Below are 19293 nucleotides of genomic sequence, written 5' to 3'. Positions count from 1 at the left end.
GTCGGCCACCAGGAAAGCCACTGCACCGCCGCGGACCGCCCGCGGGCTCGGCCTGGCGCTGCTCGGCCTGGCGCCGATCGGGTTCCTGGTGGTCTTCTTCGCCTGGCCGGTGCTGGCGATCGTCGGCCGCGGGTTCGCGGCCGGCGGTCTCGACGCCGTCCTCGGCGACCCGCGGACCTGGCAGCTGGCCGCGTTCACCGTCGGGAGCGCGGCCGCGTCGACGGCCGTCGCGGTGGTGGCCGGCCTGCCGGTCGCGTTCCTGCTGGCCCGGGTGCGGCTGCCCGGCGTCGGCCTGGCGCGGACGCTGGTGCTCGTGCCGTTCGTGCTGCCGACCGTGGTGGTCGGGCTGGCCTTCCGCGCCCTGTGGCCGGACGGCGGCGTGCTGCCGATCGTGCTGGCCAACGCCTTCTTCAACGTCGCCGTCGTCGCGCGGACCGTCGCCGGGCTGTGGGCGCGGCTGGACGCGCGGACGACCGACGCCGCCCGCGCGCTCGGTGCCTCGCCGTGGCGGGCCTTCCGGTCGGTGACGCTGCCCGCGCTGGCGCCCGCGATCGCGTCCGCCGCGGCCGTGGTGTTCCTGTTCTGCGCCACCAGTTTCGGTGTCGTGCTGATTCTCGGCGGCGCCCGCTACCGGACCCTGGAAACCGAAATCTACCTGCGGACGGTGGACCTCCTCGACCTTTCGGGTGCGGCGGCGCTCTCGCTGATCCAGTTCGCGGCCGTGGTCGCCGCGCTCGTGCTCGGCGGGCTGGCCCGGCGGCGCAAGGAAAGCGCGGCCCGCATCGGCTCGGTCCGGGCCCGGCGGCCGGAAGGCGGCGAGTGGTGGGTCGTCGGCGCCGCGGGTGCCGTGCTGGTGTTGCTGGTGACGCCGATCGTCGCGCTGCTCGCCGAATCACTGTCCACAGAGGACGGCTGGAGCCTGGCCGGGTACCGGGCTCTCACGAGCACCGGCGAGAAGGGCGCGCTGCAGGTGTCCGGCTGGGACGCCGCGCTCAACTCGCTGAAGGTGGCGATCGACGCGACGCTGCTCGCGATGGTCGTCGGCGTGCTCGCGTCGGTGGTGCTCGTGGCGTTGCGGCGCTCGCCGGCGAAAGCCGCGCGCGGGCTGGGGGAGACGATGGACGCGGTGCTGATGCTGCCGCTCGGGGTTTCGGCGGTCACCGTCGGCTTCGGCTACCTCGTCACGCTCGACGCGCTGCCCGGCGACCTCCGGACGTCGCCCTACCTGGTGCCGCTGGCCCAGGCGCTGGTGATCATCCCGCTGATCGTCCGGATGGTGCTGCCGGTGCTGCGCTCGGTCGACGTCCGGCTGCGGCAGGCCGCGTCGACGCTCGGCGCGAGCCCGCTGCGCGTCTGGCGGGAGATCGACCTGCCGCTCACCCTGCGGCCGCTGGTCGCGGCGGCGGGGTTCGGCTTCGTCGTGGCGCTCGGCGAGTTCGGCGCGACGAGCTTCCTCGCCCGGCCGGCGGCGCCGACGCTGCCGGTCGCCGTCGCGACGCTGATGGCGCGCCCGGGCGAGCTGAACAACCAGATGGCGTACGCGGCGTGCGCGTTGCTGATGCTCGTGACGGTGCTGGCGGTCGCGCTGATCGACCGGCTCGGGGCCGCGCGCGGCCGGGTGGGGGAGTTCTGATGGCGCTGTCGGTGCGGGACCTGACCGTCCGCTACGGATCGTTCGCGGCGGTGCGTGACGTCCGGCTGGACATCGCCGACGGCGAGGTGCTGGCGCTGCTCGGCCCGTCGGGCTCGGGCAAGTCGACGCTGCTGCGCGCGATCACCGGGCTCGAACCCTCGGCGCGCGGCTCGGTGAGCTGGGACGGCGAGGACCTCGGCGCGGTGCCGGTGCACCGGCGCGGCTTCGGCCTGGTGTTCCAGGACGGCCAGCTGTTCGGTCACCGCGATGTCGCCGCGAACATCGCGTTCGGCCTGCGGATGCACGGCGTCCCGCGGGCGGAGTGGACACCGCGGGTGGCCGAGCTGCTGGCTCTGGTCGGCCTGTCCGGGTTCGAGAAGCGGCGGGTGACGGAGCTGTCCGGCGGCCAGGCGCAGCGGGTGGCGCTCGCCCGGGCGCTGGCGCCGAAGCCGCGGCTGCTGCTGCTCGACGAGCCACTGTCCGGTTTGGACGCCGGGTTGCGCGAGCAGCTGGCCATCGACCTGGCCGACCTGTTGCGCCGCAGCAAGATCACCGCCCTGCTGGTCACGCACGACCAGGAGGAGGCGTTCACCCTCGCGGACCGGGTCGCGGTGCTCGACACCGGCGAGGTCCGGCAGGAGGGTGCGGTCCGGCGGGTGTGGCGCAACCCGGCGGACGACGACGTGGCGCGCTTCCTCGGCGTGACGACGTTCGCCGACGGCGTCGCGGCGGCCGGGCGCGTGCGCACGCCGCTGGGCGAGGTCGTCCTGCCCGACGCCGGCGACGGCCCGGTGCGGCTCGGGCTGCGGCCCCACGCGCTGCGGGTGGCGGCCGAGGGCGTGCCGGGTGAGGTCGTGGCGGCGGTGCACCGGCGTGAACACCTGCGGCTGGTCGTCCGGCTCGGAAACTCCACTGTGGACGCGGTCGCGCCGGCCGCTTCGGACCTGCGGGCCGGCGACGCGGTGCGGCTGTCGTTCGACGCGGACGGTGTCGCGTTGATCGGTATTACTCCGAATGGGCCATGCCCTCCTCCTGATCGCGGCCTAAAGTGACCGAACGCTGATCAACGAGGAGCACCTCTGCATGAACATCGACACGGCGTTGAAGGAAGCGATGACCATCACCGGTGCGGTGGGCGCCGCGGTGGTCGACTACGACAGCGGGATGTCGCTGGGCTCCCTGGGCGGTGGTGACTGGCTGGACCTCGACGTCGCCGCGGCGGGCAACACCGAGGTCGTGCGCTCGAAGCTGCGCGTGATGGCCGCGCTGCAGCTCAACGACGACATCGAGGACATCCTCATCACCCTGCGCCGCCAGTACCACCTGATCCGGCTGATGGATCCGTCCAAACGGGACACCGCGACGCTGTTCCTGTACCTGGTGCTGGACCGGGAACGGGCGAACCTCGCCATGGCGCGGCTCCAGCTGAAGCGCATCGAAGCCGACTTGGTCGTATGAGCGAAATGCACGCAGGAGGGGCCGTGCCGCTGCCCAAGCGCGGGAGCACGCCGGTTCTGCCGGAGGTACGGAGGGTGGCGTCGACGGTTCCGCCGGCCGACGCGGCCGCGGCGAACGAGGCGCTGCGCGACATCCGGGGTCGGATCGACTGGACCAACGTCAAGGGCCTCCTCGCGGCCAGCCGGGACGGGCTGGTGGTGTGCAGCGACACCCGTGACGTCGAGGTCGACAGCGTCGCCGCGATGGCGGCCACGTCGGTCGGGCTGGCCATCCAGTTCACCAAGCAGGCCGGTGTCGGCGCGCCGCGGGCGGCGGTGTTCGAAGGCGAGTCCGGCCACATCGGCGTTTTCCCGGTGCAGTCCGGCATCCTGCTGGTCGTGCTCGGCGAACGGGACACCACGATGGGGTTGTTCAACGTCGCCGCGCGGCAGGCGCTGACCCTGTTCCAGCAGGCGGTCGCCGAACACCGCGTGCGCGCGCTGCGCGACGTCTCACCGTCCGCCGGCCACGAAGAGAACACGACGTGGCCGACGTGACGGAAGATCAGCCGTCGCGCGTCGAAAGCCGCGCGTAGGCCAGCGAAAGCCCGATGACGATGTAGCAGACGGCCCGCAGGGCTCCTTCGCCGAGCAGCTGCGTGCCCATCGGATCCTGCAGCACCTCCGCCGGCGCCACTGACCAGTTCTGCGTGAGCAGGAACGGGTGCAGCCAGTCCAGGGAGGACAGGAACCCGAGGATGGTGAACACGATGTCCGCGGCCAGCACGGACGCCACCACCAGCATCGGGTGCTCGGTCCAGCTGGAGATCGCCAGCGCGACCGCGCCGACCGCCCACATCTGGAGCACCACCCAGCCGGCCACCAGCAGGATCCGCGCCAGCGCGCCGCCGAGGGACAGCGTCGTGCCGGACAGCGTGAACAGCGAATCCGTGCCGTTGATGATCAGCCCGGTCACCACGCCCGTCACGCACATCGCCAGCACCGCGGCCACCGACACGGTCGCGACGCCGAACGCCTTGACCGCCAGCAGCCGGCCCCGCCCGACCGGGGCGATCAGCCAGCCGCGCAACGTGCCGTGCGCGGTTTCGCCCGCGATCGCGTCCGCACCCGCCATGGCCGAAGCCAGCGGCAGCAGCAGCGCGAGTGACATCACGATGGCCGCGATGGGCAGCACGAACGCGTTGTTGACCGCGGACGCCAGCAGTGCCCCGCCGCCGTTGTCGGGGCCGCCGCCGGTGTCCGACGGGTCGCTGACCAGCGTCAGCCCGATGCCGATCACGACCGGGATCAGTGCCAGCAGGCCCAGGACGGCGAGCGTCCGCGGCCGCCGGAAGATCCAGCGCAGCTCCGCGGCCAGCAGCCGGGGCAGCGGCACCGTGTCGTGGCCCGTGCGGGCCGCCGGTGCGTCCAGAACCGCCGCTGTCATTCCGCCCCCTCGGTCAGCCGTGCGAACAGGTCTTCCAGGCCGGTGCGGGCCCGCGTCGCCTCGTGGACCGCGACCCCCGCGCCCACCAGGACCTGCAGTACCCGCGGCGCCTCGGCCGCGGTGAGGTCGGCCCGGATGCCGTCCGGCGTGAGCCGGGCGCCGATCCGCTGCTCCCGCAGCACTTCCACCGCCTGTTCCGCGTCCGGCGTGCGGACCAGCAGGGCCGCGTTCCCGGACTCCAGCAGCTCCGCCAGCTCGCCCTGCGCGACGACGTTCCCGCTCTGCAGCACGGCGACGTGCGTGCAGGTCGCTTCGACCTCGGCCAGCAGGTGCGACGACACCAGCACGGTGACGCCCTCGGCGTGCAGCTCGGCGACGATCCTGCGGATCTCCCTGGTACCAGCAGGATCGAGGCCGTTGGTCGGCTCGTCGAGCACGACCATCTTCCGCGGCACCAGCAACGCCGAAGCGAGCCCGAGCCGCTGCTTCATGCCGAGCGAATACCCCTTGTACCGCCGTCGCGCGGCGGCGGTCAGGCCGACGCGCTCCAGCGCGGAGTCCACAGCGGACGGAATCCCGGCCGACGCCAGCCGCGGTTCCGCCGCGGCGAAGCGCAGCAGGTTGTCGCGCCCGGACAGGAACGGGTGGAAGCCCGGCCCTTCGACCAGCGCGCCGACGTCCGGCAGCGCGTGCGCGGCGGCGTCCGGCATCGGGCGGCCGAGCAGCTCGACCTCGCCCTCGGTCGGCCGGACCAGGCCGAGCAGCATCCGGATGGTCGTCGTCTTGCCCGAGCCGTTCGGCCCGAGCATCCCCACGACGGCGCCCTGCGGGATGTCGAGGTCGACGTGGTCCACCGCGACCGTGCTGCCGTAGACCTTGCGCAGTCCCCGGGTCCGCGCGGCGAGCGGGACCGCCGGGGCGGACGCCTCCGAAGAGACGTCCGCCCCGGACTGGAGAGCCGTGCTGGTCACTTCTGACCCAGCGCTTCGTACAGGACCTGCTCCGGCACCGCACCGGCGGCGAAGCGGCCGTCGTCGGTCAGCACCGCGCTGCCGACCTTCGTGGTGACGAGGTAGCCGCTGCCCCACGTGCCGCTGACCTTCTTGGCGAACCGCTCGAGCAGCGCCTTCGGGTCGGCGTTGGCCCCCCGGCCCTCCCGGCCGGACTGCTGCTTCGGCGCCGCGTTCAGCGCGTCGGCCGGGACCTTGCCGGTGACGACGGTGTCCCAGCCGTCGCCGACGATCTTGGTGTCCTGCTTGGCCTGCTCGGCGAGGTCCTTGTGCTGCTGGTCGACGGTCGGCGTCTTCTCCTGCACCTTCGCGCCCTTCGGCGGGGTGAAGGCGAAGAGGTCGGCCGGCTGCTGCGTGAACTCGATCTGCGTGAACGCGACCTGCAGCGCCGGCGTCGCCGTGCCGTTGCTCAGCACCGACACGCGCAGCGGCATCCGCGTCTGCGAGTCGACCGCGACGCGGATCTCGCGCAGCAGCGTCCGCTCGGCCGGCTTCGGCGTCAGCACCAGCTCGTAGGCGGCGCGTCCCGCGACGCTCGCGGTGCCGTCGACCGACACCGTGCTGCTCTCCCGGACCTTCGCGAGCAGCTCGGTCGAAGCGGCCACCGGGTCGGCGGTCTTCTCGCTGCCCGCGCCCTTCTGCTTGGCCACGTCGGCCGGGATGGTCACCTTCGTCGCGGTGTTCGTCCGGGAGCTGTAGTCCCAGACGGTCGTGCCGTCGTGGACCACCGTCTCCTGGCTGGCCCCCTGCGTGACGGCGAGCCGGCTCTTGCCCGCGCCGTCGCTGAAGATGTGCGCCGAGTCCATGGTCAGCGCCGACGCGCCCGGCACCGCGTTCCCCACCGCGGGCAGGCCCAGGTCGTTGCTCACCTTCACCGTGCCGTCGAACGCCCCCGGCTTCGCCTTGACCACCGACTGCACCAGGTCCTCGGCGCTCACCTGCGGCAGGGCCGGCTTGTCGTCGGCACTGGCCGGCATCGCGACGAACGCGAGCCCGCCGGCGCCGAGCGCCGTGCCGAGGACCGCTGCGGTGATGCCTTTCGTCTTCGGTTTCATGCGTCTCTCCCTGTGGTGTTCCCGGACTCGAGTGTGCCCGGCTCCCTGGCACCGACGCTTCCCTCTCGAGGCTGAGATACCCCTGAAGGTTCGCCCCCCGACGCTGAGATCGCGCTGAGAACCGACGCACGACCTGCGAAAACCGGCCATGATGAGTCTCGTGAAACCTCGGGTACTGGTGGTCGACGACGAACCGGGCGTGCGGAAGGCCCTGCAACGCGGGCTGCGCGCGGAGGGGATGGACGTGGTCACCGCCGCGGACGGCCCCACCGGCTTGCAGCTGGCGAGCACGGGTTCGTTCGACGTCGTGCTGCTCGACATCATGCTGCCGGGCCTGTCCGGCTACCGCGTGCTGGAACGGCTGCGCAAGGACGGCGTCACCACGCCGGTGCTGCTCGTCTCGGCCAAGGACGGCGAGATCGACCAGGCCGACGGCCTCGACCTCGGTGCCGACGGCTACCTCGTCAAGCCGTTCTCCTTCGTGGTGCTGGTCGCGCAGGTCCGCGCGGTGCTGCGCCGGGCCGGGCCGGAAGCGGGCCGCGGCACGCTGCGGCTCGGCGCGCTGGAGGTCGACCGCGGGCTGCGGCAGGTGCACTGGAACGGCGCGGAGGTCGGCCTGAGCCCGCGCGAGTTCGCGCTGCTCGAGGTCCTCGTCGGCCGGGCGGGCACGGTCGTCACGAAGGACGAGCTGCTGCGCGCGGTCTGGGGCGAGGAGCAGGCCGTGACGCGCAACCTCGTCGAGGTCTACGTCGGGTACGTGCGGCGCAAGCTCGACGCGGCCGGCGCGGGCGCGTTGCTGCGGACCGTGCGCGGGCACGGCTACCTGGCCTCCGACGCGCAGCTCGACGAGGTCATCACCCCGTGAGCTCGTGGTGGCGGGGCCGGTCCCTGCAGGCGCGGATCACCGTCCTGGCCGCGACGATCACCCTGGCCTGCCTGCTCGGGCTGGCCGCGCTGGCCGCGGCGAACCTCTCGCCGCTGCTCATCGGCTCGGTCGACCGCGAGCTGTCCGGCGCGCTCGGCCCGGCCGGCGCCGAGGTGAGCGCCGGCCGGCCGCTGTCCGGCGCGGCCCCGGTGACGCTGCGGGTGCTGGACATCGCGGGCACCCCGGTCGACGGCGGCACCCCGGCCGGGCTTTCCCCCGAGGACGTCTCGACGCTCAAGGCCGGCCAGCCGGTCCAGCGCGACGGCGCCCGGTACCTCGGCACGGTGGTGAGCGCGCCGGACGGGGCGCAACGCCTGGTCGTGGCGGGCGCCGGCCTGGTCGGCTTCGCGGCGGCGGTGCACTACGGCGGCGTCTGGCTGGTGGTCGTCGCCTCGGTCGGCGCGCTGGTGGCGGGCTTCGCGACGTGGCTGGTGGTGCGCCTGTCGCTGCGCCCGGTCGCGCGCATGCGCGGTTCGGTGCGGTCGCTGCCCCCGGGCGCGCGGCTGGCGCTGCCGGACTCCCACGACGAGCTGCGGGCCCTGGCCGAGGAGTTCAACGCGCTCCTGGAGCGGCAGGAGCAGGCGAGCGAACGGCTCCGGCGCTTCACCGGCGACGCGGCGCACGAGCTGCGTTCGCCGGTCGCGTCGATCCGGGTCCAGGCCGAAGTGGCCGTGACCAACCCGGATCCGGAGCTGGCGCAGGAGACGCTGTCGGACATCCTCACCGAGGCCGAGCGGCTGTCGTCCCTGCTGGACGGGCTGCTGTCGCTGGCCCGCTCGGACGCGGGGGAGGTGCCGCCCGCGTCGCCGGTCGAGCTGGTGAGCGAGGTGCGGTCGGCGGTGGCCCGGCTCCCGGCGGGGGCGCCGGAGACCCGGGTGAGCACGGCGGTCGCGCAGGCGTGGGCGTCCTCGGCGCACGCGGAGGTGGAGCTGGTGCTGGACAACCTGCTGCGCAACGCGTGCCGCTACGCGCGCGGGCAGATCGTGGTCTCGGTGCTGGCGTCCCGGTCTTCGGTGCGGGTCGTGGTCGACGACGACGGCCCGGGAATCGCCCCGGAGCACCGCGAGAAGGTGTTCGACCGGTTCTACCGCATCGCGGACGACCGCGCCCGCACCTCCGGCGGCACGGGCCTCGGCCTGGCGATGGTGGCGGAGACGGTCCGCCGCCGCGGCGGCCGCGTCCAGGTGACCGACTCCCCGGACGGCGGCGCGCGCTTCGTGGTCGTCTGGCGCGCGGACGGGAGCGGGGCTTCCGGGTAAGTTCCGGGACTGTGAACGCTGTGATCGTGGGAGCCGCCCTGGTGCGGAACGGCAAGCTGCTGGCCCAGCAGCGGGCGTGGCCGCCGAAGCACGCGGGGCAGTGGGAACTGCCCGGCGGCCGGGTCGAAGAGGGGGAGTCCGAGGCCTTCGCGCTGGCCCGCGAGTGCAGCGAGGAACTCGACGTCGTCATCGAGGTCGGCCGCCGCGTCGGCCAGGACGTTCCGCTACCCGGCGAGAAGGTGCTGCGCATCTACGCCGCGACGCTCGTTTCGCCCGGCGAGGAGCCGCGGGCCGTCGAGCACCGAGCCGTGCAGTGGCTCGGGCCCGACGACCTCGACGGCGTCGACTGGCTGCCCGCGGACCGGATCCTGCTCCCCGCCTTCCGCGCGCTGCTCAGTTAGCGCCGATCATCCGCAGGGCCGCGTCGAGCCGGTGCGAGCCGCGCTCGCGGGCGCGTTCCGCGCCCGCCTTCCGCACGCGGTCCAGCTCGGCGACGTCGCCGAGCAGCGTTAACGCTCGTTCACGCAGAGATCGCAGCTCCTCGATCACCGCGTCGGCGACGGCGTCCTTCACCGCTCCGTACGAGGTGAACTCGTCGGCGAGCTCGGCCGGCGACCCGCCCCGGCACGCGGCCAGGATCTCCAGCAGGTTGGCCATCCCCGGCCGCGTCTCCGGCGCGTGGACCGGTACCGATCCGCCGTCGGTGACCGCGCGGCGGATCTTGCGGCGGATCTGGTCCGGCTCGTCGAGTGCGAACACCACGCCCACCGCGTCCCGCGCCGACTTCGACATCTTGCGCGTCGGGTCGGCCAGGTCCTTCACCCGCGCGCCGGCCGGGGGCAGCACCGCGCGCGGGATGGTGAACACGTCCCCGTACGTGCCGTTGAAGCGCTTGGCCAGCGTGCGCGTCAGCTCGACGTGCTGGCGCTGGTCTTCGCCGACCGGCACCTCGTCCGCGCCCTGCAGCAGGATGTCCGCGGCCATCAGCGCCGGGTAGGTCAGCAGTGACAGCCGGACCCCGGCCTGGCCTTTGGATTTCTCCTTGAACTGGATCATCCGCGCGGCCTCCCCGTAGTTGCAGGTGCACTCCAGGACCCAGGTCAGCGCGCCCAGCTCGCGGGCCAGGTCGGACTGGACGAACACCCGCTCCGGGTCGATGCCGGCGGCGATCAGCACGGCCAGCTGCTCGCGGGCCAGCGACCGGAGTTTCGCCGGGTTGTGCGGCGTCGTCATGCCGTGCAGGTCGGCGACGAAGTACAGGTCGTCCGCGCCGCCCTCGCGCGCCCAGCGGCGGACGGCACCGAGGTAGTTGCCGAGGTGGACGTGGCCGGAGGGCGTGATGCCGGACAGCTTGCTCATCGTGGGTTCCTCCCGGGGTGGGGCCACCCCGGAGAAGGCACGAAAAAGGCCGCCCGTCCGGGGCGGCCGCTGGTGATCAGCGCAGGACTAGTCGGCCGCCGAGGGCGGCCACCAGGACGTCTGCACGTGCATAAGGCGAGCATAGGCGCGAAGTGGCGTGCGGGTCTACCGTCTAACCATGTATGTCGTCCTGCTGAACTACACGGCCCCGATCGAGGAAATCGACTACACGCTCCCGGACCACGCCGAGTGGCTGAACAAGCAGTACGAGCACGGCCACTTCCTGGCGTCCGGGGCGCGGAAGCCGCGCACCGGCGGCGTGATCGTCACGCGGCCGATGGCCCGCGGGAAGCTCGACGCGATCCTCGCGTCCGACCCGTTCTGCGTGAAGCACCTGGCGAAGTACGAGGTCATCGAGTTCTCGCCGACGAAGACCGCGCCGGAACTCCGGCAGCTCAACGAGGCCGTGCCGCACTGAGCTAAGCGGCGGCCAAGTCCTCTTTCGCCTTCTTCAGAGCCAATACCGGGCACTTCTTGCAGCGCGGCTTCGACCGGCAGCACTTCTTCTTGACCTTGCCGGCCTTCATGAGCTTGCGCACGACCTTCCGCGGGTCCTTCGGCTTCTTGCCCACGCGCACGCACCTTCCGGATCGGCGTCCTTCCCGGAGTTTCCACGTTAGGTCAGCCTAACCGCCAGGGGGGCGTGGGGCCGCTCACACAAGGGTGGCAGGTATCCTGGGTGAGGTCCGCGTGTGACCAGAGCCGGTCACGGGATGCCTGAGCGGCTTGCGCGGCCATCCAACCCTTGAAGTTCAGGAGTTCTCGCGTGCCCGCAGCCAGCGCTACCGTCGAAACCGGCCGGCCGACCGGTAAGACCCGGCCCGACCTGCGCAACGTCGCGATCGTCGCCCACGTCGACCACGGCAAGACGACCCTGGTGGACGCGATGCTCCGCCAGTCCGGCGCCTTCGCCGAGCGCGCCGAGGTCGTCGACCGCGTGATGGACTCGGGGGAGCTCGAGCGCGAAAAGGGCATCACGATCCTCGCGAAGAACACCTCGATCCACCGCCAGACGCCCGAGGGCCAGGTGACGATCAACGTCATCGACACCCCCGGCCACGCCGACTTCGGCGGCGAGGTCGAGCGCGGCCTGGCCATGGTCGACGGCGTCGTCCTGCTGGTCGACGCGTCCGAGGGCCCGCTCCCGCAGACCCGGTTCGTGCTGCGCAAGACCCTCGAAGCCGGCCTGCCGGTGATCCTGCTGGTCAACAAGACCGACCGGCCGGACGCCCGGATCGCCGAGGTCGTCGAGGAGACCCACGACCTGCTGCTCGAGCTGGCCAGCGACATCGAGGACGCCGACCACGACGCCATCCTCGACCTCCCGGTCGTCTACGCCTCCGCGCGCGCCGGCAAGGCCAGCCTGGAGCAGCCCGCCGACGGTGAGATCCCCGAGAGCGAGAACCTCGACCCGCTGTTCGACACGCTGCTCCGGCACGTCCCGCCGCCCGCGGCCGACCTCGACGCGCCGCTGCAGGCGCTGGTCACCAACCTCGACGCGTCCAACTTCCTCGGCCGCATCGCGCTGATCCGCATCCACGCCGGCAAGCTGCGCAAGGGCCAGACCGTGGCCTGGATGCGCGAAGACGGCAACGTGCAGAACGTCCGCATCTCCGAGCTCCTGGTCACCGAGGCGCTCACCCGCGTCCCGGCGACCGAGGCCAGCGCGGGCGAGCTCGTCGCCATCGCGGGCATCCCGGACATCACCATCGGCGACACGCTCGCCGACTCCGACAACCCGGTCGCGCTGCCCCGGATCACCGTCGACGAGCCCGCCATCTCGATGACCATCGGTGTGAACACCTCGCCGCTGGCCGGGCGCAACGGCGGCGACAAGGTCACCGCGCGGCTGGTCAAGGCCCGCCTCGACCAGGAGCTGATCGGTAACGTCTCGATCCGCGTCCTGCCGACCGAGCGCCCCGACACCTGGGAGGTCCAGGGCCGCGGTGAGCTGGCGCTGGCCATCCTCGTCGAGCAGATGCGCCGCGAGGGCTTCGAGCTGACCGTCGGCAAGCCGCAGGTGGTCCTGCGCACCATCGACGGCAAGCTGCACGAGCCGTTCGAGCGCCTCTACATCGACTCGCCGGAGGAGCACCTCGGCGCGATCACCCAGCTCCTGGCCGCCCGCAAGGGCCGCATGGAGGACATGAGCGGCAACGGCACCGGCCGGATCAAGCTGGAGTACGTGCTCCCGTCGCGCGGCCTGATCAGCTTCCGCACCGACTTCCTCACCGAGACCCGCGGCACCGGCATCGCGAACCACGTGTTCGAGGGCTACTTCCCGTGGGCGGGCGAGATCCGCACCCGGCACAGCGGCTCGCTGGTCGCCGACCGGTCCGGCCCGGTCACCGCGTACGCGATGATCCAGCTGGCCGACCGCGGCACGTTCTTCGTCGAGCCGGGCGCCGACGTCTACGAGGGCATGGTCGTGGGCGAGAACCCGCGCTTCGAGGACCTCGATATCAACATCACCAAGGAGAAGAAGCTGACCAACATGCGTCAGTCCTCCGCCGACGTGATGGAGACGCTGGCCCGCCCGCGCAAGATGGGCCTGGAAGAGGCGCTCGAATTCTGCTCGGTCGACGAATGCGTCGAGGTCGCGCCCGAGGTCGTCCGGGTCCGCAAGGTCACCCTGGACGTGAATACCCGCGCGAAGGAGCGTTCGCGCGCCAAGAGCCGCGACAACGGCTGATCCCGCGAGCTTTCGGAAAAACCTCCCGGTCCGTGCGGCCGGGAGGTTTTTTCGTGCCCGTTCCCTTACGCTGGGTCGGCCGGGCAGAACCCATCGTCACGAATTCCGCGGTTCTTCTCCTTATATCTTTATAGGGGTTCCGCCGGCCTCATCGCCTGGTGCCGGCCACCGAGGTGAACCTTTCCCGTGTCCGGCCCGTGTTCGTTCCGCCGTTCCGGAACGGTCCGGGAACCCGGACGGCGGTCCGCGCGTCCTTCCCCGTAGTGGCACCACGGGGTGGCGGACCCGGCCGATCCGGGTATGGGAATCTCGGTTCCGGCGGCGGAGGCGGTCGTGGGAGCATGGCTAACCCGATCGGTGGATTCTGGGAGGAACGGGGCGTGCGGGTGAATCGCAAGGCGGTGCCGGTACTGGCACTCGCGACCGTGCTGCTCACCGCCTGCTCGAACACCCCGCCGCCACCGGTCGTGTCGTCTTCGGCCGCGCCGGTGCCGACCACCGGCAAGACGCCGTCGCAGATCGTCGTCGGCGTCGACGACGTGCTCGGCGGGTACAACCCGCACAACCTCGCGGACTCCTCCCAGGTGACCTCCGCGCTCTCGCAGCTGCTGCTGCCCTCGGTGTTCCGCCAGAAGGACGACGGCACCACCCAGCTCGACAAGAACCTGATGAAGGCCGCGCAGGTGGTCTCGCAGCAGCCGTTCGTGGTGGCCTACGACATCCGGGCCGACGCCTCCTGGTCCGACGGCGCGCCCATCGCCGCCGAGGACTTCGACTACCTGCGCACCCAGCTGCGCGACCAGCCCGGCGTGATCGGGCCGGCCGGCTACCGGCAGATCACCGACCTGCAGTCCCGCGAGGGCGGCAAGCGCGTCGAGGTCACCTTCGCCAAGCCGTACCCGGGCTGGCAGACGCTGTTCTCCGACCTGCTGCCCGCCCACCTGCTCAAGGACGCGCCCGACGGCTGGCGCGGGGCGCTCGCGTCGAACTTCCCGGCCGTTGCCGGCCCGTTCTCGATCAAGAGCCTCGACACCGCCCGCGGCGAGGTGATCCTCGAGCGCAACGACCGCTACTGGGAGAAGCCCGCGGCGATCGACCGGATCGTGCTCCGCCGGTCGGACCAGAGCACGCTGCTGGCCGCGCTGCGCAGCGGCAACGACCAGTTCGCGCTGGCCAGGACGACCGGCGACGAGCTCAAGCTGCTCGGCGAGCTCGGCTCCGCGGTCCGGCTGCACACCGTCGCCCGCCCGCTGGTCGCCGACGTGCTGCTGCGCCCGGTCAGCGCCACGCTGCAGGACGCCCAGGTCCGCGCCGGGATCGCCGCGCTGATCGACCGCCCCAAGCTGATCACCGAGGGCGTCAACGGCGGCCCGTCGTCGGCGCTCCACGCCGACGCCCAGGTGACGCCGCCGTCGGCGAAGGGCTACGCGGCGACCATCCCGCCCGGCCCGCCGACCGCGCCCGACGTCGCCAAGGCCGAGGAGTCGCTGAAGGCGGCCGGCTACACCAAGACCGCGGGCACCTGGCGCAAGAACGGCAAGGCCCTCTCGCTGGTCATCGCCTCGCCCGGCGCCCAGGAGCCGTACGCGACGATCGCCAAGGAGCTCACCAACGAGCTCACCGCGCAGGGCATCGAGGTCAGCACGATCGCGCCGCAGCCGCGCGACCTGTTCAGCGGCCTGCTCGCCATGCCGGTGGTCAGCGGGGTCCAGCAGCCGACCGGCGACTCGGCGGGCAACGTCGGGGTCGACATCGCCGTCGTCCCGCAGGCCGTCGGCGGCGACACCGCATCGGTGCTCGCGTCGACCTTCGGCTGCCGCCCGGAGCAGACGGCCGCGGGCGCCGACAAGACCAAGCCGGTCGTCCCGGGCAATTCGGCCGGCTTCTGCGACCCGGCGCTGCAGCCGTCGATCGACGCGGCGCTGTCCGGCGCCACGCCGATCGCCGAAGCGCTGACCACCCTTGAGCCTGAACTTTGGCGTCAGAACGTGGTAATCCCGTTGTTCCAATCGGCTGACACCCTGGCGATCGGATCGGGCATCTCGGGCGTTACCCCAGGTCCCCCGTTGGTGGGCCCGTTCGGGTCGGCGGTGAACTGGACTCGCGGCCCGAAGTAATCGCTTGGCTACGCATTCAGTACTACCGGGTGATCTTCACCAACGCGTTCGAGTGGGACGTTGTGAATCCATGAGGTAACCGTCGTATTTCTGGATGTCGACTGGAAGTCACCCTTTGGTCACGATCGACCCTGAACTGGTGACTGTCGGTGCTTTTCCTTTCTAGCGTGCTCCCGCAGTGCGCCAGTTGAGTGTCGCTTGGCGTGTCGTAGGCTCCGGCCCATCCAAACCGGAGCGGTGTGGGCCCTTGTCCCGATATTCAAGGGCTCAGTGCTAGGAGGGCACACTTCATGAGGAGATCCAAAGCAGTCTCCGCTTTGTCGCTCGTCGCCGGCGCCTCGCTGCTGCTGAGCGCCTGCAGCGGCGGCGATTCGGGCTCGGGCAACACCGACCAGAACGGATCGTCGACCGACGTCAAGGCGATGGCTGTCGGCAAGGCCGAAACCGGTGACCTGTTCAAGCTCGCGGACACGAAGCCGTACGACGGTACCGTCACGATCGGTATCGACGACGGGTACTCGGGGTACAACAACCAGACCCCGGACACCAACAGCTCGTACAACAACTACGTCCTGGCTGCGGTGCTCTCCGGTACGTTGAAGCTCGACGGCAACAACAAGGTGCTGCTGAACAACGACATCTTCGAGTCGTGGGACATCACGCAGAAGGACCCGCAGCAGGTCACCTACAAGATCAAGCCGAACATCAAGTGGTCGGACGGCCAGCCGTACGACTGCAAGGACATGTACCTGGCGTGGCTGTCGCAGAGCGGCTTCGCGAAGGGCCCGGACGGCAAGAACCCGTTCAACTCGGCCTCGACCACCGGGTACTCGCTGATCAAGACGGCGACCTGCAAGGACGCGCTGACCTTCGTCACCGACTACAGCGAGCCCTACCTCGACTACAAGGGCCTGTTCAACGCGCCGGCGATCATGCCCGCGCACGTCCTCGAGTCGAAGACCGGCATCGCCGACATCACCAAGCTGGCCCCGACCGGCGACCCGGCCCAGATCAAGGCCGCCGGTGACTTCTGGACGAACGAGTGGAAGGGCTTCAAGGCGGACATCATGCCGTCGTCGGGCCCGTACAAGCTCACCGCGTTCGACGCCAACCAGAAGGCCGTCACGCTGGAGAAGAACCCGATGTGGGCGGGCGGCAAGGGCGGCCCGTCGAAGATCATCGTCAAGGCCATGGAAGACACCAAGGCCATGGCGACCGCGCTGCAGAACGGTGAGATCGACGTGGCCGCGTCGACCCAGCCGGACGCCACCGCGGCGCAGACGATGAAGGGCCTCGCGGCCCAGGGCGTGGTCTACGGTTCGGCCCCGCAGCTGACCTACGAGCACCTCGACCTGAACTTCAAGCGCATGTTCGCCGACAAGGACCTTCGCAAGGCCTTCATCGAGTCGATCAACCGCAAGGAGATCACGGACAAGCTGCTCAAGGAGGTCCAGGCGGACGCGGAGCCGCTGAACAGCGTCGTCTTCTTCCAGGGTGAAGAGGGCTACACCGACCTGTACAGCAGCAAGGCCGGCCTGGGTGCCGACGCGGCGGCCAAGACGCTGACCGACGCCGGCTGGGCCAAGGGCGGCGACGGCATCTTCGCCAAGGGCGGCCAGCGCGCCTCGTTCAAGATCACGCACAACCAGAACGCGCGCCGCAGCCAGACCGTCGAGATCATCATCTCGCAGGCCAAGGCGGCCGGCATCGAGGTCAAGGACGAGACCGACGCCAACTTCCTCAAGGGTGGCCGCGTCTCGACCGGTGACTACGACGTCGCGCTGTTCGGCTGGTCGGCCCAGCCGTTCAAGGCGGAGTCCCGCTCGATCTACATCTGCCCGGACAAGGGCGGCGAGCAGAACTACCAGGCGCTGTGCGACCCGAAGATCGACGACGCCTACAACGCTGCGGTGAAGGCGACCGACGAGCAGGTCAAGCTGCAGAAGTACCAGGAGGCCGACAAGGCCATCGCCGACGACTACGCGACCCTGCCGCTGTTCCAGACGCCGAGCATGTGGGCGTTCAAGGGCATCGACCGCGTCTACATGCAGTCGTACGACGGTGTCCTGTGGAACTCCGGCGAGTGGGAGCAGAAGAAGTAGGGCTCGCCCCGCCTCTTCACTCCCCTCGCTCCAGATGACCTGGCGGGTATCGGGGTCCGGCCACAAGCCGGGCCCCGGTACCCACCGGAAGTAGCTGTTGACCGTAGGGTTACCGCCACTACGGTAGACAACCGGGTAGCGGTCCAGCGCACTTCTGACGACCAGGCCCGGATGAGGAGCAGTTCGTTGAACCTGGTGATCTACATCCTTCGCCGTCTGGCGATATCGATTCCCGTCCTGCTGGTCGGGACTTTCTTGTGTTTCGTCATGGTCGCCGGCACCGGTGACCCGCTGGGCGAGCTGCGGCAGAACCCGACGATCAGCAAGGAAGCGCTGGCCGCGACGGCCGCCAAGCTCGGTCTCGACCAGGGCATCGTGCCCCGCTACTTCACGTGGCTCGGTGACTTCCTGAGCGGGAACTGGGGCATCTCCATCGCGCAGGGCAACGCCCTCGCGCCGGTCGCCCCCAAGGTCATGGCCGCCTTCGGCGTCACCCTGAAGCTGGTCGTCGGCGCCGAGATCCTCGCGCTGATCATCGGCATCATCGTCGGCGTGCTGGCCGCCGTGAAGCAGTACTCGATCATCGACTACCTCGCGACCACCCTCGCCTTCCTGCTCTTCTCGATGCCGATCTTCTGCGTCGCGATCGTGCTGAAGCGCTACGCGATCGAGATCAACGGCTGGGTCCGCGACCTCGGCCTGTCCGACGTCCTGGGCAACCCGTGGCTGCGCACCACCAGCCCGGAGCAGCTGCGCACCGACGGCGTCGGCGACTTCATCACCAGCACGATCGGCGCGTACCTGCTGCCGACGCTGTCGATCATGGCGATCAGCTTCGCCGCGTACAGCCGGTTCCAGCGCGCCTCGATGCTCGAGGTGATGAACTCGGACTACGTGCGCACCGCGCGGGCCAAGGGCCTGGCCAACGGCCGGGTCATCTTCCGGCACGCCTTCCGCAACGCCCTGATCCCGGTGTCGACGCTGTTCTCGGTCAACTTCGGCTCGGTGCTGGCCGGCGCGATCATCACCGAGACGGTGTTCAACTGGCACGGTATGGGCACATTGCTGGTGGAAGCCGTCACGAAGAACGACACTCAGGTGATGATGGGTTGGCTCGTGGTGATCGCCAGCAGTGTCATCGTCGCCAACCTGATCGCCGACCTGATGTACGGCATCCTGGACCCGAGGATTCGCGTTGGCTGACTTGAACTCTCTTCTCGCGAGCGAAACCGCTTCGGCCGAGGGCACGCTGCCCCCGGACGCGCTGCCCGAGCCGCGGAGCCAGGGCAAGCTGGTCCTGCGCAAGTTCCTGCACCACAAGCTGGCGATGGCGTCGACGGCCGTGCTGCTCCTGATCGTGCTGGTCAGCATCCTGATGCCGATCTTCTGGAAGCACGGCTACCAGGACAGCTCGTTCCCGTCGTTCGCCAAGCCCAACGCCGACTTCCCGCTCGGGACGACGCAGGTGGGCAAGGACATGGTGTCGCAGGTGCTGCGCGGCACGCAGTACTCGCTGCTCATCGCGCTCACGGTGTCGATCCTGGCCACCGTGATCGGCGTCGTGTTCGGCGCGGTCGCCGGCTACCTGCGCGGGTTCTCCGACTCGGCGATCTCCCGGGTGACGGACCTGTTCCTGATCATCCCGCAGATCGCCGCGGCGGCCATCCTCGCCAAGGTGTTCGGCGGTGGTTCCTGGTATATCGTCGCGCTGGTGCTGGCGGCGTTCGGCTGGATGCAGATCGCCCGGATCACCCGCGCCGAGGCGATGTCGCTGTCCCAGCGCGAGTTCGTCGACGCGGCGCGCGCTTCGGGCGCCGGGACGTTCCGGATCATCTTCAAGCACCTGGTGCCGAACATGGTCGGCAGCATCACGGTCAACGCGACCCTCGCGGTCGCGCAGGCCGTGCTGGCGGAAGCCGCGCTGTCGTTCATCGGCCTCGGTGTCCAGCTGCCGGACACCTCGCTCGGCCGCGTCATCCTGGAGAACTACGCCCAGCTGCAGACGCGGCCGGCGCTGTTCTTCGGGCCGTTCGTCGTGCTCGTGCTGATTTCACTGACGATCAACTTCATCGGTGACGGTCTCCGCGACGCCTTCGACCCGCGTCAGCGGAGAATGAAGGCCTGAACGCACGACGCGGGGGTGACCGGTTCCGGTCGCCCCCGCGTCCGTTTTCGCGAGGGATCGCCGGACCTGGGGG

The 19293-nt window shown here is 70.7% G+C and carries 18 protein-coding genes; 13 read left to right on the top strand and 5 right to left on the bottom strand.

All coding sequences use genetic code 11. The features are described from left to right. The first annotated feature begins 67 nt into the window (after positions 1 to 67). From C2L59_RS06420 to C2L59_RS06405, 4 genes are all read left to right on the top strand, one after another. Positions 68 to 1633 carry an iron ABC transporter permease gene (locus C2L59_RS06420; RefSeq protein ID WP_103348600.1) on the top strand — a complete coding sequence of 522 codons (1566 nt, stop codon included), beginning with the start codon at positions 68 to 70 and terminating at the stop codon, positions 1631 to 1633. Next, positions 1633 to 2685, top strand: coding sequence for an ABC transporter ATP-binding protein (locus C2L59_RS06415; RefSeq protein WP_103348578.1), 1053 nt, complete (start codon positions 1633 to 1635; stop codon positions 2683 to 2685). The genes C2L59_RS06420 and C2L59_RS06415 overlap by 1 nt, the downstream gene beginning before the upstream one ends. Positions 2686 to 2716: 31 nt before the next feature. Then, on the top strand, positions 2717 to 3091 hold the full coding sequence (locus C2L59_RS06410; RefSeq protein WP_103348577.1) for a hypothetical protein: 375 nt from the start codon (positions 2717 to 2719) through the stop codon (positions 3089 to 3091). 74 nt (positions 3092 to 3165) lie between these two features. Then, positions 3166 to 3627, top strand: coding sequence for a roadblock/LC7 domain-containing protein (locus tag C2L59_RS06405; RefSeq protein ID WP_233223298.1), 462 nt, complete (start codon positions 3166 to 3168; stop codon positions 3625 to 3627). Positions 3628 to 3634: 7 nt separating this feature from the next. Here the strand turns inward: C2L59_RS06405 and C2L59_RS06400 are convergent, their stop codons facing one another. From C2L59_RS06400 to C2L59_RS06390, 3 genes are read right to left on the bottom strand one after another with little or no spacing between them, the layout of a single operon-like run. Next, complete coding sequence (locus C2L59_RS06400; RefSeq protein WP_103348575.1) at positions 3635 to 4516, bottom strand: ABC transporter permease; 882 nt, start codon at positions 4514 to 4516, stop codon at positions 3635 to 3637. Further along, positions 4513 to 5487: an ABC transporter ATP-binding protein gene (locus C2L59_RS06395; RefSeq protein WP_103348574.1), complete on the bottom strand. Its 975-nt coding sequence runs from the start codon at positions 5485 to 5487 to the stop codon at positions 4513 to 4515. Before C2L59_RS06395 ends, C2L59_RS06400 begins: the two co-directional genes overlap by 4 nt. After that, positions 5484 to 6581, bottom strand: coding sequence for a sigma-E factor regulatory protein RseB domain-containing protein (locus C2L59_RS06390; protein WP_103348573.1), 1098 nt, complete (start codon positions 6579 to 6581; stop codon positions 5484 to 5486). Before C2L59_RS06390 ends, C2L59_RS06395 begins: the two co-directional genes overlap by 4 nt. A 148-nt stretch (positions 6582 to 6729) precedes the next feature. Between C2L59_RS06390 and C2L59_RS06385 the strand changes: the two genes are divergently transcribed. From C2L59_RS06385 to C2L59_RS06375, 3 genes are read left to right on the top strand one after another with little or no spacing between them, the layout of a single operon-like run. Next, positions 6730 to 7446, top strand: coding sequence for a response regulator transcription factor (locus C2L59_RS06385; protein WP_103348572.1), 717 nt, complete (start codon positions 6730 to 6732; stop codon positions 7444 to 7446). Further along, positions 7443 to 8765, top strand: coding sequence for a HAMP domain-containing sensor histidine kinase (locus tag C2L59_RS06380; protein WP_103348571.1), 1323 nt, complete (start codon positions 7443 to 7445; stop codon positions 8763 to 8765). The genes C2L59_RS06385 and C2L59_RS06380 overlap by 4 nt, the downstream gene beginning before the upstream one ends. Before the next feature lie 11 nt (positions 8766 to 8776). Continuing rightward, the gene (locus tag C2L59_RS06375) at positions 8777 to 9166 is read left to right on the top strand and encodes a (deoxy)nucleoside triphosphate pyrophosphohydrolase (RefSeq protein ID WP_103348570.1); all 390 of its coding nucleotides are present in this window, start codon (positions 8777 to 8779) and stop codon (positions 9164 to 9166) included. Here C2L59_RS06375 and trpS read toward each other — a convergent pair. After that, positions 9159 to 10124 carry a tryptophan--tRNA ligase gene (trpS, locus tag C2L59_RS06370; protein ID WP_103348569.1) on the bottom strand — a complete coding sequence of 322 codons (966 nt, stop codon included), beginning with the start codon at positions 10122 to 10124 and terminating at the stop codon, positions 9159 to 9161. The two genes, C2L59_RS06375 and trpS, sit on opposite strands and share 8 nt — an antisense overlap. 178 nt (positions 10125 to 10302) lie before the next feature. On the opposite strand from trpS, the gene C2L59_RS06365 reads away from it, so the two are divergent. Then, positions 10303 to 10602: a YciI family protein gene (locus C2L59_RS06365; protein WP_103348568.1), complete on the top strand. Its 300-nt coding sequence runs from the start codon at positions 10303 to 10305 to the stop codon at positions 10600 to 10602. Position 10603: 1 nt separating this feature from the next. On the opposite strand, the gene C2L59_RS47750 is transcribed toward C2L59_RS06365, so the two are convergent. Further along, positions 10604 to 10756, bottom strand: coding sequence for a hypothetical protein (locus tag C2L59_RS47750; RefSeq protein WP_199198933.1), 153 nt, complete (start codon positions 10754 to 10756; stop codon positions 10604 to 10606). Positions 10757 to 10950: 194 nt separating this feature from the next. Between C2L59_RS47750 and typA the strand changes: the two genes are divergently transcribed. From typA to C2L59_RS06340, 5 genes are all read left to right on the top strand, one after another. After that, the gene (gene typA / locus C2L59_RS06360) at positions 10951 to 12876 is read left to right on the top strand and encodes a translational GTPase TypA (RefSeq protein WP_103348567.1); all 1926 of its coding nucleotides are present in this window, start codon (positions 10951 to 10953) and stop codon (positions 12874 to 12876) included. Positions 12877 to 13256: 380 nt separating this feature from the next. Next, the gene (locus C2L59_RS06355) at positions 13257 to 14993 is read left to right on the top strand and encodes an ABC transporter family substrate-binding protein (protein WP_103348566.1); all 1737 of its coding nucleotides are present in this window, start codon (positions 13257 to 13259) and stop codon (positions 14991 to 14993) included. Between the two features lie 290 nt (positions 14994 to 15283). Then, positions 15284 to 17095, top strand: coding sequence for an ABC transporter family substrate-binding protein (locus C2L59_RS06350; RefSeq protein WP_199198932.1), 1812 nt, complete (start codon positions 15284 to 15286; stop codon positions 17093 to 17095). A gap of 186 nt (positions 17096 to 17281) precedes the next feature. After that, the gene (locus tag C2L59_RS06345) at positions 17282 to 18298 is read left to right on the top strand and encodes an ABC transporter permease (RefSeq protein ID WP_103348564.1); all 1017 of its coding nucleotides are present in this window, start codon (positions 17282 to 17284) and stop codon (positions 18296 to 18298) included. Next, entirely contained in the window at positions 18291 to 19220 is a 930-nt protein-coding gene (locus C2L59_RS06340) for an ABC transporter permease (RefSeq protein ID WP_103348563.1), read from the top strand. Before C2L59_RS06345 ends, C2L59_RS06340 begins: the two co-directional genes overlap by 8 nt. Positions 19221 to 19293: the final 73 nt, after the last annotated feature.

Origin of the sequence: Amycolatopsis sp. CA-128772 (assembly GCF_002904295.1) — a bacterium.
Taxonomy (GTDB): domain Bacteria; phylum Actinomycetota; class Actinomycetes; order Mycobacteriales; family Pseudonocardiaceae; genus Amycolatopsis.
Note: the sequence above shows the minus strand (reverse complement) of the source record. Positions and strands in the feature narration are given on the sequence as shown.